Annotated in this window: 9 protein-coding genes; 5 read left to right on the top strand and 4 right to left on the bottom strand. The window is 70.1% G+C overall.

The features are described from left to right. Positions 1-54: 54 nt before the first annotated feature. The 3 genes from ppk1 to IPG72_05205 form a co-directional block, all read right to left on the bottom strand. Positions 55-2,337, bottom strand: coding sequence for a polyphosphate kinase 1 (ppk1, locus tag IPG72_05215; GenBank protein MBK6768422.1), 2,283 nt, complete (start codon positions 2,335-2,337; stop codon positions 55-57). A gap of 338 nt (positions 2,338-2,675) precedes the next feature. After that, on the bottom strand, positions 2,676-6,062 hold the full coding sequence (locus IPG72_05210; protein MBK6768421.1) for a lamin tail domain-containing protein: 3,387 nt from the start codon (positions 6,060-6,062) through the stop codon (positions 2,676-2,678). A 185-nt stretch (positions 6,063-6,247) separates the two neighbouring features. Beyond that, positions 6,248-8,356, bottom strand: a complete 2,109-nt coding sequence (locus tag IPG72_05205) for a hypothetical protein (protein ID MBK6768420.1) — start codon at positions 8,354-8,356, stop codon at positions 6,248-6,250. A gap of 215 nt (positions 8,357-8,571) precedes the next feature. Here IPG72_05205 and IPG72_05200 point away from each other — a divergent pair, with 215 nt between their 5' ends. Genes IPG72_05200 through IPG72_05190 form a run of 3 tightly spaced genes read left to right on the top strand, consistent with a single transcriptional unit; the run spans position 8,572 to position 11,714 of the window. After that, positions 8,572-9,798: a deoxyguanosinetriphosphate triphosphohydrolase gene (locus tag IPG72_05200; protein MBK6768419.1), complete on the top strand. Its 1,227-nt coding sequence runs from the start codon at positions 8,572-8,574 to the stop codon at positions 9,796-9,798. Positions 9,799-9,843: 45 nt separating this feature from the next. Further along, positions 9,844-10,701, top strand: a complete 858-nt coding sequence (locus IPG72_05195) for an undecaprenyl-diphosphate phosphatase (GenBank protein ID MBK6768418.1) — start codon at positions 9,844-9,846, stop codon at positions 10,699-10,701. Continuing rightward, on the top strand, positions 10,689-11,714 hold the full coding sequence (locus IPG72_05190) for a TIM barrel protein (protein ID MBK6768417.1): 1,026 nt from the start codon (positions 10,689-10,691) through the stop codon (positions 11,712-11,714). The genes IPG72_05195 and IPG72_05190 overlap by 13 nt, the downstream gene beginning before the upstream one ends. 43 nt (positions 11,715-11,757) lie before the next feature. On the opposite strand, the gene acs is transcribed toward IPG72_05190, so the two are convergent. Then, positions 11,758-13,698 (bottom strand): acetate--CoA ligase, encoded by a 1,941-nt coding sequence (gene acs / locus IPG72_05185; protein ID MBK6768416.1) that lies wholly within the window; start codon positions 13,696-13,698, stop codon positions 11,758-11,760. A gap of 369 nt (positions 13,699-14,067) precedes the next feature. Between acs and nusA the strand changes: the two genes are divergently transcribed. Next, complete coding sequence (nusA, locus tag IPG72_05180) at positions 14,068-15,753, top strand: transcription termination/antitermination protein NusA (protein MBK6768415.1); 1,686 nt, start codon at positions 14,068-14,070, stop codon at positions 15,751-15,753. A 15-nt stretch (positions 15,754-15,768) separates the two neighbouring features. Then, a complete protein-coding gene (locus IPG72_05175; protein MBK6768414.1) occupies positions 15,769-16,089 on the top strand; it encodes a YlxR family protein in 321 nt (106 codons plus the stop codon). Positions 16,090-16,186 lie beyond the last annotated feature (97 nt).

Raw genomic sequence — 16,186 nt, 5'->3', positions numbered from 1 at the left:
TAGTCGGATTCCAGCGGCGGCGCGTACGCCCTCGCGCGACGGCCACCGCCGTCCCTACTCCGGCAAGCCCGGCCCCCCGACATGCGCCACCAACCGCTCCTGACTGTTGAACGCCTCCGCCCCCGCCGCCGGCGCCACCCGTCGATAGCGACCGTCCTCACCCAGCTCGCGCGCCTTGACGTTGTCGGCCAGCGCGCTGCCGAGGACGTCGTCGCGCACTTGGGCGATCAGGCGCGGGTCCTCGAGTGGGAACAGGACCTCGACCCGGCGGTCGATGTTGCGGGGCATCAGGTCGGCGCTGCCGAGGAAGACCTCCTCGCGGCCGGCGTTGCGGAAGTAGTAGATCCGGTGGTGTTCCAGGAAGCGGCCAACGATGCTGCGCACCCGGATGAGGTCGCTCACCCCCGGCACGCCCGGCCGCAGACAGCAGATGCCCCGCACGATCAAGTCGACGCGGACGCCGGCCTGCGAGGCGAGGTAGAGTCGGCGGATAATGCCCGGGTCGGCCAGGCTGTTCATCTTCATGACGATGTGGCCGCCCCGCCCCTTGCGCGCATGCTCGATCTCGCGATCGATCAGCGCCTCCATCCGCTCGCGCAGGTTGATCGGCGCGACGAGGAGCTTGCGGTAGGCGTGCTTGTCCGACCAGCCGGTCAGGTAGTTGAAGAGGTCCGTCGCGTCGGCGCCGATCGCCGCGTCGCACGTGAAGAGGCCGAGGTCCGTGTAGATCGTGCTCGTGAACGGGTTGTAGTTGCCGGTGGCCAGGTGGACATAGCGCCGAATCCCGTCGCCTTCGGCGCGGACGACGAGCGCCACCTTGGAGTGCGTCTTCAGGCCGAGCAAGCCGTAGACGACGTGCACGCCCGCCTGCTCCAGCCGCCTGGCCCACGTGATGTTGCTCTCTTCGTCGAAGCGCGCCTTGAGTTCCACCAGCACGGCCACCTGCTTGTGGTTCTCGATCGCCGTCAGGAGCGCGTCGACGATCGGCGACGGGCTGCCGACGCGGTACAGCGTGACCTTGATCGCCAGCACCTGCGGGTCGCGCGCCGCCGCGTCCAGGAACTGGACGACGGGGGCGAAGGAGTCGTACGGGTGATGGAGCAGGATGTCGCCGGCGCGCATCGCCTCGAACAGGCGCTGCGCGTTCGGACGGGCGACGGCGGCCGAGACGGACGGCCCGTCCTCCTGGCCGCCTGCGGCGAGCGCGGCCGGCAGCGCCGGCACGAACGGCCGATCCTTGAGGTCCGGTCGGTCGATCCCGTACAGGCTGAACAAGCTCGACATGCCGAGCGGGCCGTCGAGCACGTAGACGTCGTTCGGGTCCATCTCGAGCTCGGCGACGAGCAGGTCTCGCAGGTTGGCCGGCATCTGCTCCGTCACCGTCACCCGCACGACGCCGCCGAAGCGACGCTGGCGCACGCTCTGCTCGATCGACGCCAGCAGGTCGTCGGCCTCGAGTTCCTGGATCGTCAGGTCGCCGTCGCGCGTGACGCGGAACGGGCAGACCGTGACGATCGTCATGCCCGGGAAGAGGTCGCCGAGGTGGGCGGCGATCACCTGATCGAGCCAAGTGAAGACGTGGTTGCGCGGCGCCGTGCCGTCCCGCCGCACGCCGCCGCTGGAGCGCTTGAGGGGCAGGAAGCGCGGCAGGCCGCCGGGCACCTTCACGCGGGCGAACCGCTCCGTTCCGGCCGCGTCGCGCACGACCACCGCCAGGTTGAGGCTGAGGTTCGAGATGAACGGGAACGGACGGCCCGGATCAAATGCCAGCGGCGTGAGGACCGGGAAGATCTGCTCGTCCCAGATGCGCTTGACTTGCTCGCGCTGCCGCAGCGAGAGCTCGGCGTAGTCCAGCACGGCGATGTCCTGCGCGCGCAGCGCCGTGAACAGCTCCCGCTGCGTCGTGCGGCTCTGGCGCATGAGGGCGAGCGCATCGCGGCGGATGGCCGCCAGCTGCGCCGCGGGGCTCAGCCCGTCCGGCGGCGCGTCGACGACGCCGGCCTCGACCTGGTGGTGCAGCCCGGCGACGCGGACCATGAAGAACTCGTCGAGGTTGCTGCCGACGATGCCGAGGAACTTCACGCGCTCGAGCAGCTTGTTGGACGGGTCCTGCGCCTCCTCGAGGACGCGCCACTGGAACTGGAGGAGGCTCAGCTCGCGGTTGAGGTAGAGGGACGGGTCGGTCAGGTCGGACAAGTCGGGCGACGGCGATGCGACGACGGCCGCATCGCGATCGGTCGCCGCCTTCGCCGGCGCACCGCGTGGGTGCGATCCGGATCGGCGCGTCCTTCGAACCGCGGTCGGTTGCTTCGGGTTGGTCGACGATGTCGTTGGCATGCCTCACGCTCGCTGGGGGATGGGCGGCACGGCGCGGGTGGGAGGGGGATGACGGTAGCAGCGTGTGGGGCGGGGGACAATCGGGCGGCATTCGTTGGCACGAACATCGCCCGCCCCCTCCCCCTATCCGTCAGCGCCTTCGGCGCTGCCACCTTTCCCCCGCGGGGGCGGGGGAAAGAGTCCATCCTTGGCCAGGGTGAACACTGCGGTTGGAGCGTCGGCCACCGGATGCACCCGCCCTCTCCCGCCCCCGCGGGAGAGGGCGGGCGCGCCCCAGCGCGCCGGGTGAGGGCCGGCGGCCGCACGACCGGCCCCAACGACGATTGCCGGATCGCCCCCTACGGAATCCGGATCTTCAACCGCAACTCGACGTTCTGCAACGTCCCCGCCGTCCCCGCGAAGTCGTCCTCGATCGCCAACGTCCAGTCGCCGCCCGCCTGGGCGCCGTCGAACGCCTTGAGGGCGGTGCCGGACTCGGATTGGACGACGCCGCTGGGCGGGCAGACGACGCCGATCGGGGTGCCGGCGTCGTCGTCGAGCAGGACGTTCACGTTGTCGGTGTTGCCGCAGATGTCGTCGAACAGGCGGCTGGACTTGGCGTTCAGGCCCGGGCTGATCAGGTCGACATCGAGGTCGGCGTTGAAGCCGTGATCGATGTCGAGGACGACGTTCACGTCGTCGACCTGGCACTTGGCCGGGACGTTGACGCGCAGCTTGAGCGTCGTGCGGCCCGGGTCGGCCAGCGGCAGCGGGCAGTTCGCGCACGCCGCCGTGATCGTCGCGGGGCACTCGCCTTCGTTCGCCGGCCGGAAGATCTCGGGGAAGCCGGGGCAGAGCGGCGCCGGGCCGAGGAAGAGGTAGCCCAAGGCGGCACCCTCGACGTCCTGCTCGCGGAACGGGATGCCGCGATCGCCGGCCGCCTCGTCGCCGGGCACGTCTTCGCCGAGGTGCGTCTTGCGCCGCTCGATGGCGACGGCGCCGAGGCCGACGAGGTTGCGGACGAACTGGCCCTGCTCGTCGAAGACGTCGTGCTCCCAGAAGAAGGCGCTGATGATGGCCGAGCCCTTGAAGCCGTTGTGGACGAAGCCCCACGTCTGGAGGTCGATGTACTCGACCTGCTTCTCGTTCAGCTTCTGACAGACGTAGTCCAACAGCCCGTTCTGGTCGTACAGGTAGATGACGAGGTCCGTGAAGCCCGGCTTGGGCACGACGTTCGCGATCGCGAGCTCGCTCGTCATGCCGGACTTCTCGAGGTCGCGCAGCAGGGACGGCACGGCGATCAGGCCGACGCCGCTCTCCAGCCCGCCGGCGTTCGCCCCGATCTGCCAATCGTAGACCTTGTGCTCCGGCAGCAGGTTGTAGGCGATGGCCTCGGTGACGCTCGTGCGCGCCGAGTCGATGTACTTGATCAGCGTTGCCACGGCGACGATGTTGGGCGACAGGATGTTCGGCGCGCCGGGCGTGACCCACTCCTGGCTCTCGACGCGGATCGAGCCGACCCAGTTGCCCGGCAGGTCGGCGACGACGGGCAGGAACAGCGTCTGGCTGCCGCGCGGGCAGACCCAGTCGACGAGCGTCGTGATGATGTCGCCGCCGCGGTCGAGGAAGTAGACCTTGATCTTGGCGGCCGTCACGGCCGAGAGGTTCTGGACCTGGACGCCCGTGTCCCAGCCCTGGTACTCCGAATACATGAGCGGACCGAAGACGACCTGGCTGCCGTCGGAGGCCACCGAGCGCTTCGGGTCGAACGTGTAGTTGATCTCACCGGGCTCGCCGATGTACGTCATGAGGACGTCGTGGCCCAGGATGTCGACCGCGATGGCGAGGGGCTGCGTGGCGCGCAGCCACGCGTTGCCCTGGAAGTCCGGCCCGACACAGTCGGCGGCGTTGAACTGATAGGTCTCGCCGGCCGCCAACGTCAGAATGTCGCAGATCGAGGCGCGGATGCAGTCCTCGCGCCCCTTGAACCAGATCTCCACCGACGAGCAGCCGAGGCCACCGTTCTGGATGTACAAGATCGTGTTGAAGCCCCCCGCGTTCGCTTGCACGAGCGGCACGTAGTACGTGTAGCCGCCGTACACCGGATCGAACTTGCCGAGGTGCGAGCCGGCCATGCCGTTGTACTTGCTGGTGACGCTGACGCCGGGCGTCTGGTCGCCGGGGCACGTGCGGTGGACGTCGGCTGCCAGAATGCCGCGCCCCTGGGCGATGTTCAGCGGGACGCCCTCGAAGACGAGGCCCTCGTTGTAGGCCTTCTTGAAGCGTCGGTAGTCATCGGCGTCGCCGACGACACCGAAGAAGAGGGTCTCGCAGAGGAAGTCGGCCACGATGTCGTCCTCGCCGACATCGATGCCGAGGAACGAGAACTGGCGGCCGCTGAACTTGAAGAGGATGCCGCCCTTCGAGCCCGTCGGGATCTGGGCGCCGACCATGTTCCACGTGCTGCCCGGGCTCATCAGCCCGGTGCACTCCACCTTGAGCGGGCCGGCGGCCTGCGGCGGACAGAAGCCGGGCTCGGCCCACGTGATCAGCGCCGCCTTGACGATGTCGTCGCCGATGTTCTGGATCTCGATCCAGGTCGTGCATACGTCATCCTGGCCGATGAAGTTCAGGATCGGAAGGTGCACCTGGCCGCCGAGTTGGCGGTTCGGGTCGACGGTCGGCGGGCAGTTCACGGTGATGCAAGCGCCGAACTTCAGCATCTCCTCGTTGTCCGGCGCCTCGTCCAGCGAGTAGAACAGCGTCGTGCCGATGCACGCCTCGGTGTCGAAGCGCGTGCCGCCGGCGACGCGGACCTCGTACGTGATCGAGAGGACGTTGTCCGGTGCGCCGGCCGTGCCGGGGATGTCGCCGCGCCAGATGAGCCGGTTGGACTCGACGCTGCAGCTGCCGTTCCGGCCGCCGGTGAAGAAGCATGAGCCTGCGACGCCCTGGAGCACGGGCTCGAAGGCGGCGATGATCTCCACGCCGACCGCGTCGCCGTCGCCGGTGTTCGTGATCGCCGTCGTGACCGAGAGGTAGTCGCCCGGGCCGGTGCAGCCGGCGGGGTCGGTGACGGTCATGACGGCGTTGCTCTGGAGGAACTGCGCCGTCGCGGCCGCGAGGCAGTTGGAGACGTGCGCGCCGAAGCCGTCGAACGTATCGACGGCGAAGCCGTCCCACTCGACGGACGGATCGAAGACGTCGCCGCCGTTCGTGTCGCCCTGGCAGACGTCCACCTTGCGGCGCAGCGTGTTGTCCTGCGTGCTCTGGAGCCCGGTGCCCCACTCCGTGCCCGGATCCACGCCGATCTGGCCGAACACATCCACGAGCGTGCCGCCGACGCCCCCCTTGCGCAGCGCGATCGCGTCGTCGCCGTTCCAGTTGATCGCCGTGGCATCCAGCTGGTCGGCGGCGGCCATGAGCGCGGCGCCGGACTGCGTGTTGGCGACGACGTACACGTCACCGTTGGCGATGACGCCCGTGAGGGCGACGGACCCTGTCGGCGCCGCGGCACCATTCGAGTAGAGCTCGATCACCCAGTTGCCGGCGGCCAGGTTCACCGGCGCGCCGGTGGCGTTGTAGATCTCGATCGCCTTGTTGAAGCTCGTCCCCTCGGTGTACTCCGAGATGAACAGGTCCGGCGCCTGGGCGAAAGCCATCCGCGGCGCGAGCGCGAGGGTCGCGGCGAGGGCGACGGCTGCGGGCAGCACGAGCAGGCGGACGAGGCGGTGTGTGCGGGCCATCAGGCGGTCTCCGTGCGGCGATCGAGGCGACGGGCGTGGGTTGGCGGCGCGCATGCGACGCGCCGCGAGTACGGCGCGTGGCAGGGAGCCGCGTTGCGACGTCCTATAGAACGGGGGGAGAGGGGGGTCAGATACCGGCGGGACGTTAAGCATCTTTGCGGAACGGAAGCGTCACGACGGAAGCTTCACGGACCGTCCGCGCCCCCGCTCGCCCGCGACGCGAAGACCTCGCCGTCACACGATCCCGCGACCAGCCACCAGATGCCGTGTCCCTCGCGATCGATCTCGCGCCGCCGCAGCGGAATGCCCACCGTGCCGGCGGACGCTTCGATCGTCGCGCCGCCGAGATCCACACCCCGCATCACCGTGAGCGCGGTCAGCTGGACGCGGTTCGCCGCTTCGGCTTCGACCTCGTCGTCCGCGTCGATCCGACCGTGGTCCCAGTACCATGCGCTGACGACGGCCGCGCCGCGGAACCCGGCGCCGAGGTAGGCGAGCGCGTCGAGGTCGATGGTCAGCTGCTGCCCGGCGGAAAGGGTGTCGCAGTGGACCTGCACCAGTCCGTTCGCGTCGAACAGGCCGGTGCGCAGCGCCGTGTAACCCGCGGCGGCCACGGCATTGTGGACGACGATCGTCGTCGAGGAATCACCCGGCCCGCGCCGGACCGAGGGCAGGACGATCAGGCCGGTGCCGGCGGCATCAAGGCCGGGATAGAGGCGCGGCGACGGATCACGGACCGCGGCCGCGTCCTCGGGCAGGGCCGCAAGGCCGTACGAGACATCGCCGCCCCTGTTCCCCGCCGCCCCTCCAACCAGCCGTGCCACACCGGCCAACCGCGCATGGCCGCCGGACGCCGACCCACCGCCCAACGCGACGACGCGCGCCGCGCCGTGCCAGCCGGCCGGCAGGTCGCCCATCGCTGCCAGGTCGTAGGACGCGCTGCCGCGCGGGCAGAGCCAGTCGACGAGCGACGTGCGGACGGCGCCGGAGGGGTCGAGGAGAGAGAGGCGGATGCGGGCCGTCATCGACGCGTTCGTGTTCATGACCACGACGTGCGTGCCGAGGCCGCCCTCGCCGTTCGAGACGTAGGCGGCGCTGAGCACGGGACCGGTGGGCAGCGGGGCGGCGCGCTTGGGGTCGTGCGCGGCAAGCAGCGTCGACGGCGCGCCGGAGTACGTCGTCATCCGGTCGCCCGCGACGCGGTCGACGACGACGGCCACCGGCTGCGTCGAGCGGACCCACATCGCACCCTGGGTGCCGGACGTGCCGCAGCGCGACGCGTCGACGTTCAGCGTTTCCAGCGGCGCGAGCGCCTCTTCGGCGCACAGGCGCGCGCCGACGCAGCCGTCGCGGGCGGCGAACCAGATCTGGACGGAGGCACAGCGGAGGCCGGCGTTCTGGGCGTAGAAAATCGACGAACCGGACTCGACGTCGGGTGCGTGTACGACGTAGGCGCCCTCCACCGGGTCGATGTCGCCGACGCGGTTGAGGGCGATGCCGTTGTAGCTGGCCATCGCGTCCACACCGGGCGTCGCGGCGCCCGGGCAGCGACGGGTAACGGTGGCGGCGAGCAGGCCGGTGCCGGCGGCCCCCCAGAAGTCGATGCCTCCGTACACCCGACCCGTGCGATAGGCCTGGATGAAGGGGCGCGAGCTGTCGGCGTCGCCGATGAGGCCGAAGTACAGGAACGTGCACAGCGAATCGGCCATCGTCATACCGGCGATCAGCTCGGCGTCCGGCCAGGACGGCGTATAGGGTTGGGCGCCGAGTCGATAGAGCACGCCGCCCTTCGAACCCGTGGGCACGACCGCTCCCGAGATCGTCCACGTGCCGCCCGGCTTGACGAGACCGCTGCACACGGCTCGCAGCGGCCCGGCCGCCTGTGGCGGGCAGAACCCCGGCTCGCCCCATGTGATCAGCGCGACCTTGGCATCGTCGGCGCCGAGATTCTGGACGTCGATCCAGCTCTCACAGACGTCGTCCTGGCCTTGGAAGTCGAGGATGGGGAGGAGGAGTTCGGCGCCGGCGCGGTGGTAGGGGTCGAAGGGGGTGGGAGGTGGGGTGTCGGCGCGGGCCGTAGAGGGGTAGGCGAAGTGGGCGGCGGCGAGGATGGCCAGGAGGCCGAAGAAGGCGCGCAGGCGACCGCCTAAGGCCCCCTCCCCCCGACCCCCTCCCCCAATTCTGGGGGAGGGGGAGGCAGGTTGGCGGAGGGAAGGGACACGCGGTTGGACGCTTGAGGTGGGTGGCCATCGGGTGGTTCGACTGCTTATGTTCTGACTCCTATCGCCAAGCATCCTCCCCCTCCCCCAGACTTGGGGGAGGGGGTCGGGGGGTGAGGGCCTTAGGCGGTCGGTCAACAGTATCACCTTCCGCCAACCCCCGCGACCCCCCCCCAGCGCTTGCGACCCCGCCCCCGCCCCGTTATCCTCCCCCCGCCCGCCCCGCCGACCCTCGGCTTGCCCAGGAGCCGCCGTCCATGACCGAGCCCACCGAGGCCGCCCGCCGCCTGATGCGCACACGCGCCGACATCGACCATGAGGAAGCGACCGTCCTGGCGCCGTACGCCGAGCGGTCGGCGACGAGCCGGGGGCGGCTGCACGCCAGCGAGCCGCACGCCTATCGCTCCGAGTACCAGAAGGACCGCGACCGGATCGTCCACACGACGGCCTATCGGCGGCTGCAGTACAAGACGCAGGTCTTCGTGAACTATGAGGGCGACTACTACCGCACCCGGCTCACGCACACCGGCGAGGCGGCGCAGATCGCGCGGACGATCGCGCGGGCGCTGCGGGCGAACGAGGAGCTGGCGGAGGCCGTGACGCTGGCGCACGACCTCGGGCACAGCCCGTTCGGGCACTCCGGCGAGGTGACGCTCGATCGGCTGATGCTCGAGCGGATCGGGCTCGATCCGGCGGACGAGGCGAACAAGGGCAAGGGCTTCAACCACACGCTCCAGAGCCTGCGGGTCGTCGAGAAGCTCGAGAAGCGCTGGCCGGGGTTCGATGGGCTGAACCTGACGTGGGAGGCGCGCGAAGGGATCGTCAAGCACGCCACGGAGTACGATGCCGTCGGCCTCGAGTGGATGCAGCCGTACGAGCCTGCATGGCGATCGTCGCTCGAGGGCCAGATCGTCAACTTCGCCGACGAGCTGACGTACAGCGCGCATGACCTGGACGATGGGCTGCGGAGCGGCATGATCGACATGAACATGCCCGAGCTGAAACGATTGGCGTTCTGGCAGCACGTGTCGCACGGCATCGACGACGACGACCCGGAACTGCGGCGGCACCGGATCATCCGCCGCGTCGTCGACGCGCTGATCACGGATGTCGTGACGGCCAGCGCGGAGCGGATCGCGCGCCACGCGCCGCAGAGCGCGGACGACGTGCGGCGGGCGGGCGAGCCGCTGATGACGCTGTCCGACGAGATGCTGGCGATGCAGCGCGAGCTGAAGGACTTCCTGTACGCCAACCTCTACCGCCACTGGCGGGTCATCCGGATGTTCCACAAGGCCGTCCACGTCCTCGAGACGATGTTCGAATCCTTCGAGCACGACTACCGCCAGCTGCCGGCCTCGACCGCGGCGCGCATCGTCCGCGTCCAACCCGACGTCCGGGCGAGCCGGCCGCTGGCGCCGGAGAGCTACCGCGTGATCTGCGACTATCTGGCGGGGATGACGGACCGGTACGCGCTGCAGGAGTACCGCCGGCTCGTCGACCCGTTCGAGCGGGCGTAGGGGCGTGGACTTCGTTCGACGCGACGTCGGCAGGAATGCGCACGAATGACGATCGACATCTGGCAGTCCCTGTTCATCGGCGCGCTCCAGGGCGCGACGGAGTTCCTGCCCGTGTCCTCCGATGGGCACCTGGTCGTGATACCGGCGCTCCTCGGCTGGCCGCATCCGAGCCTGACCTACGATGTGACCCTTCACATGGCGACGGCGCTGGCCGTGCTGCTCTACTTCCGCGCCGACTGGGTACGCCTCATGGCGGGCGGCTGGCGCGGTTTGCGGCGCGGGGCGCCGTGGCGCGACGCCGAGGGGCGGCTGTTGTGCGTGATCGTGGCAGCCAACGTGCCGGCCGGGCTGGCGGGGATCACGTTCAAGGACTGGTTCGAGGCGCAGTTCAGCGTTCCGCGGTTGGCGGCGGGGCTGCTGATCGTGAACGCCGTGATTCTGGTGGTGGCCGAGTGGGTCGCGCGTTCGCGTTCGCGATCGCGGACGGAGGAAGAGGCGAACGCGCCGCTGGACGACGTGCATGGCGTCGGGTTGGCGAGGGGGCTGGCGATGGGCGTCGCGCAGATCGCGGCCATCCTCCCAGGCATCTCGCGCTCGGGCACGACGATCGCGACCGGGCTGGCGCTCGGGGTGACGCGGGAGGCGGCGGCGCGGTTCAGCTTTCTCATGGCGGCGCCGATCATCGTGGCGGCGGGGCTGTTGCAGGCGGTTGAGGTGCTGGGGGATCCTGTGGCGCGAGGGGCGATGGAGCCGGCCGGCATCGTCGCGGCCGGCTGCGCGGCAGCGTTCGTCGTCGGGATCGGGGCGATCGGCTTTCTCTTGCGGTTCGTGCGGCGGTCGCCGTTGCATGTGTTCGCCGTGTGGTGCGTGGCGGTCGGAGCGCTTGGGCTGTGGCTGCTGTAGGGGCGGGCGCCTCGCCGCCGGCGGCGACGTTCGGCCCGCTCGCCCTGTCGTCCATGTGGGCGCAGCGCTTCGACGACCCCGATGACCTCCGCCCGTTCTTCGACGCCGGCCGTGCAATGGGCTTCGAGCGCTTCGAGCTCAGCCACACGCACTCGCCCGCCGCGCTCGCCTCCATCCCGCCCGACGTCGTCATCGCCTCCATCCACCACCCCTGCCCCGCCGGCCCGCCCTTGCGCCCCGGCGACGACGCGACGTCACCCGACCCGGCCGCCCGCGCGCGCTGGACGGACGCGTTGCGGCGGACGATCGACACGGCACAGCGCCTGGGGGCGTCGGCGATCTGCGCCCACCTCGGCAGCGCGCACGACGAAGCGGTGCGCAAGCTCTGGTTCGAGCTCCACAGCCGCTATCAGGCCGGGCAGAAAGGTTCGCCGCGCTATGTGGAGGCGCTGGGCGCGCTGCGCGATCGGCTGGCGGTGGTGCAGCCGGCGGCGATCGAGCGGGCGGTAGCCGTGCTCACGCGCGTCGTCGGCGATCTGCGGGGGGCGGGCGTGGCGTTGGGGATCGAGACGGGGTATCACGGGTGGGAGTTGCCGACGGCGGGGGGGATGGGGGTGTTGCTGGCGGACATCGATGCGGCGATGCCCGGCGCTGTCGTCGGCGGGGCGGACTGCGATGGCGCACGGCTGACGGGTACCGCGGACACCGTACCGGTCGTGGGCGCATGGCTGGACACGGGGCATGTGGGGGTGCAGGCGAATGTCGGAACGGCGACGTTCAACGAGTGGTTCGATGCGGTGGCGCGCGTCGGCGGTCGGTGGGGGGGCATGCACTGGCACGATGTCGTGGGCGTGCGCGACCACCTGCCGCCGGGCATGGGGCGACTGGACCTCACATCGATCGGGCGAAGCCTGGCGGCCGGTGGCAGGCATGCGATGGCGTGGACGCTCGAGGTGGATTGGTACATGTCGCCCGACGAGGTCGTGCGCGGCGCACAGACTGTCTCGGGGTGACGACGGCGCGATCCGGCAGCCAAACGGGTCCGCCCGGTCCGGCTTACCCCCGCCCCCCCATCAACCCCTCCACCACCCCCGGATCCGCCAACGTCGTCACGTCCCCCAGCGCCCCGGCGTCCGTCTCCCCCGCCGCGATCTTGCGCAGGATCCGCCGCATGATCTTGCCGGAGCGCGTCTTCGGCAGCCCGGCCGTGATCTGGATCCGGTCGGGCGTCGCGATCGCGCCGATCGCCTTGCGGACCTGGGCCTTCAGCGACGCGACGAGCGCATCGCGCGCCTCGTCGTCCGCGGGCTCGTGCTCCGGCTTGACGAGGACGTAGGCGTGGATGCCCTCGCCCTTCAGGTCGTGCGGGAAGCCGACGACGGCCGCTTCGGCGACGGCCGGGTGGGCCACGAGGGCGCTCTCGATCTCGGCGGTGCCGAGACGGTGGCCGCTGACGTTGAGCACGTCGTCCACGCGGCCGGTGATCCAGTAGTCGCCGTCCTCGTCTCGCCGACAGCCGTCGCCGGTGAAGTAGAGGCCGGGGAACTGGGTGAAGTACGTGGCCTTGAATCGGGCGTGGTCGCCGTACAGCGTGCGCGCCTGGCCGGGCCACGAGCGCTTCAGGCAAAGGTTGCCGCTGATCCCGTCCCCCACGACCTCGCGCCCTTCGTTGTCCACGACGACCGGTTCGATGCCGAAGAACGGTCGCATCGCCGCGCCGGGCTTCGGCGCGACGGCCCCGGGGAGCGGCGTGATCAGGATCCCGCCCGTCTCGGTCTGCCACCACGTGTCCACCACCGCGCACCGCCCACCGCCGACGACGTCGTTGTACCACCACCAGACATCGGGGTTGATCGGCTCGCCGACCGTTCCGAGCACCCGCAGCGAGGCGCGCGCGTGGCGATGAACCCAGTCGTCGCCCTCGCGCAGGATCGCCCGCAGCGCGGTCGGCGCGGTGTAGAAGACCGTGATCCCGAGTTCGTCGACCATCCGCCAGTACCGGCCGGCATCCGGATGAAGCGGCGTGGACTCGAACATCACCGTCGTCGCGCCGTTGGCCAGTGGGCCGTAGACGATGTAACTGTGGCCCGTGATCCAGCCGACATCGGCGGCGCAACAATAGATGTCGTCGTCCCGGAGGTCGAAGACCGTCTCGTGCGTCAACGCGGCGTAGACCAGGTAGCCGCCCGTCGTGTGGACAACGCCCTTCGGCTTGCCCGTCGAGCCCGAGGTGTAGAGGATGAACAGCGGCGCCTCGGCGTCCATCGACACCGCAGGGCACGTGCCGCGCTCGCGGTCCATCGCCTCGTCCAGCCAGACGTCGCGGCCGGCGGTCATGCCGACGGACGCGTGGCTGCGTCGGGCGACGAAGACGGTCTCCACACACGGCGCCTGCGCCACCGCCTCGTCCACCGTCGCCTTCAACGGGATCGTCCGCCCGCCGCGCAGCCCCTCGTCGGCCGTGACGACGACGCGGCAGCCGGCGTCGAGGATCCGGTCGCGGAGCGCGTCGGCCGAGAAGCCGGCGAAGACGATCGAGTGGACGGCGCCGAGGCGGGCGCAGGCCAGCATCGTGTACGCCAGCTCGGGGATCATCGGTAGGTAGAGGCAGACGCGGTCGCCGGCGCGGACGCCCGCCGTGTGGAGCGCGTTCGCCGCGCGGCAGACCTCGTGGCGCAGCTGGCCGTAGCTGATGTGGGCATAGCGGCCGGGTTCGTCGGCGGCCCAGATGATCGCCGTGCGGTCCGGGTCGCGGGCGGCGTGCCGGTCGACGCAGTTCAGGCACGCATTCAGTCGGCCGCCCTCGTACCACGCGAAGTCGGCCGCGTTGAAGTCCCAGCGGCCGGCTGCAGCGGGGGGCACGTCCCAGTCCAGGCGCGAAGCCTCGGCCAGCCAGAAGCCTTCGGGATCGTCGATCGATCGGCGATAGCGTTCCTCGTATTCGGCGCGCGATGCCACGCGCGGGCGGGCCGTGATCACCGGCTGCTGGGGGCTCATCGTTGCCTCCGCTCTGTCGGGAATGCCGTCGGGGAAGACGGGTGGCGATTATATCGTGCGCATCATGCCGAAAACAGACTTGTCCGGAAGAGCGTGGCGCGATATACTCGTGAGCCGCCAACATGCGGGGGCCGATCGTGGGTTGCGAAGAGTGGGGCCTCCCCACTTTTCTGTTTGTTGGGTGATCGTTCGTTTTCGGTGATCACCCGTCGTTTGGGCTCTGTGTCTCTTGGGCTCAGTGTCTCTTGGGCTCAGTGTCTCTTGGACTCCGTGTCTCTTGGGCTCAGTGTCTCTTGGACTCCGTGTCTCTTGGATACCGTCGTTCGATGGGTCCGACCGTGCTCTCAAAAACGTCCGCGGGGAAGTGAAATGGCCGTCGCAGCCGCCACAACCACCAAGTCCGAGCTGATGACCGCCGTGCGCGGTCTGAGCGCGGCGCGCGAGCTGCCGCCTGAGGTCATCCTCGAGGCGCTCAAGGCCGCGTTGCGGTCGGCGTACGACAAGATCGCCGATCGGACCGCGTCGAGCGTCACCGTCGAGATCTCGGAGACGAGCGGCCTGGCCCGCGTCTTCGGTCATTACGCTGTGACGGAGCCCGAGTTCATCGAGGATCCGCTGTCGGAGTGGACGCTCGAGCAGGCGCTCGAGGTCAAGCCCGACGCGCGCGTCGGCGATACGATCACCGTCGAGGTCACCCCCAAGGATTTCGGCCGGATCGCGGCGCAGACGGCCAAGCAGGTGATCCTCCAGCGGATCCGGGAGGCCGAGCGCGAGCAGACCTACCTGACGTATGCCGACCGCGAGGGCGAGATCGTGTACGGCGTGGTCCAAAGCGCCAACCGTGACCTGATCACGGTCGCGCTCGACCGCGTCGAAGCCGTGCTGACGAAGGCCGGCCAGATCCCCGGCGAGCGCTACCTGCCCAACCAGCGAATCCGGGTCTACGTCAGCGAGGTCAAGCGCTCGCCCAAGGGCCCGCAGGTCATCGTCAGCCGAACCCACAAGACGATGCTCTCCAAGCTGATGGAGCTCGAGATTCCGGAGATCTTCCAGGGGATCGTCGAGATCAAGGCCATCGCCCGCGAGGCCGGCAGCCGCTCCAAGGTGGCCGTCTGGTCGCTCCAACAGGGTGTCGATCCCGTCGGGGCATGCGTCGGCATGCGCGGCGTCCGGATCCAGACGCTCGTCAAAGAGCTCGGCGGCGAGAAGATCGATATCGTGGAGTGGGACCCCGACCCGCGGGTGTTCATCAAGCATGCCCTCTCGCCGGCCAAGGTCATCCACGTCTGGCTCAGCGAGGGTGAGGACGAGGGCTCGCCCGCCCGCGGCACCGCCAACGTCGTCGTGCCAGACGACCAGCTCAGCCTGGCGATCGGCCGCGAGGGCCAGAACGCCCGGCTCGGCGCCAAGCTCACCGGCTGGCGGATCGACATCCGCGCCGAGAGCGAGGCCGGCGAGTTGATCGAGCGGATCCGCGTGGACGACGAGCTGCGCACGCGCGACCGCGCCGCATCCGCCACGGCGGCGGCCGAAGCGCTGGCGGCGGCGGTTGCCGCTGCGGCCGTCGAGCGGGCGGCGTCAGCCGACGAAGAGCCGACGGCTGCGCCTGTTGCGGCCGCGGTCGAGGCGCCCGAAGCCGTCGAGCCGGTTGCCGTCGCGGCTGAAACGGCCGTCGAGGTCGCCCCGGCGGCGGTGATCGAAGTACCCGAGGCGCTTGTCCCGGCCCCGGAGGGCGTCGCGGAGCCCGTGCCGGCCTTGCAGCCGGCAGTCGTTCCGGCGGCAGGCGACGACACCGCAACGGCCGAACCGACAGGCGAAACGGACGAGGAGACGGACGAGGACCTGCTGTTCGAGACGTCCTCCAAGAAGCGCAACCGCGGCAAGCGGCTCGTGCGTGACCCGAAGACGGGCAACCTCGTCGTCCAGCGCCGGCGCAAAGACTCGCGCGCCAGCTGGAAGGACGACGTCGACGACCGGCTGGCGGGCGAGGAGAACCTGGACGACATGGGCTTCACCGAAGATGACTTCATCGCCGGCGGCGATGACGACGAATGATCGCGAGCGGGCACGATGACCCCCCGACGCGTGCCGGAACGGATGTGCGCGCTCTGCCGCGCCCGGGCGCCCAAGCGCGAGCTCGTGCGGGTGGTCTGGGACGGCACGGCGGTCTCGCTCGACCCGAGCGGCAAGACGGCCGGTCGGGGCGCGTATGTCGGGACGTGGCGCAGCTGCTGGGCCGATCCGGGCCTCGTGCCCAAGCTCGAGCGGGCGCTGAAGGCGAAGTTCGGTGCAGTTGATGCGGCGCGACTTCGCGCTCGCGCCCTCGAACTGGAAGAAGACGGCGTGGCCTGCCCAAGACGGGCAGCGCTGACGACGCGGGCTGAACGATGACACGGCACGGCTGATCCGGCGCCGCGCGCCCTCACTTGAGGGCCGCCACGCGCGTCGGCACGCCGCCACAACTGCGACCGGACGAGTGTCCGGCGGG

This window comes from Candidatus Avedoeria danica, assembly GCA_016703025.1.
Lineage (GTDB): Bacteria > Chloroflexota > Anaerolineae > Epilineales > Epilineaceae > Avedoeria > Avedoeria danica.
This window is presented reverse-complemented; position numbering and strand designations above follow the sequence as displayed.

What these genes read in the sequence shown, in the direction of transcription:
- IPG72_05195 (MBK6768418.1), top strand. Translation starts at nt 9,844, where the DNA reads ATGACGATCGACATCTGGCAGTCCCTGTTCATCGGCGCGCTCCAGGGC.
- IPG72_05205 (MBK6768420.1), bottom strand. Translation starts at nt 8,356, where the DNA reads ATGCTTGGCGATAGGAGTCAGAACATAAGCAGTCGAACCACCCGATGG.
- IPG72_05175 (MBK6768414.1), top strand. Translation starts at nt 15,769, where the DNA reads ATGACCCCCCGACGCGTGCCGGAACGGATGTGCGCGCTCTGCCGCGCC.
- nusA (MBK6768415.1), top strand. Translation starts at nt 14,068, where the DNA reads ATGGCCGTCGCAGCCGCCACAACCACCAAGTCCGAGCTGATGACCGCC.
- ppk1 (MBK6768422.1), bottom strand. Translation starts at nt 2,337, where the DNA reads ATGCCAACGACATCGTCGACCAACCCGAAGCAACCGACCGCGGTTCGA.
- acs (MBK6768416.1), bottom strand. Translation starts at nt 13,698, where the DNA reads ATGAGCCCCCAGCAGCCGGTGATCACGGCCCGCCCGCGCGTGGCATCG.
- IPG72_05210 (MBK6768421.1), bottom strand. Translation starts at nt 6,062, where the DNA reads ATGGCCCGCACACACCGCCTCGTCCGCCTGCTCGTGCTGCCCGCAGCC.
- IPG72_05200 (MBK6768419.1), top strand. Translation starts at nt 8,572, where the DNA reads ATGCGCACACGCGCCGACATCGACCATGAGGAAGCGACCGTCCTGGCG.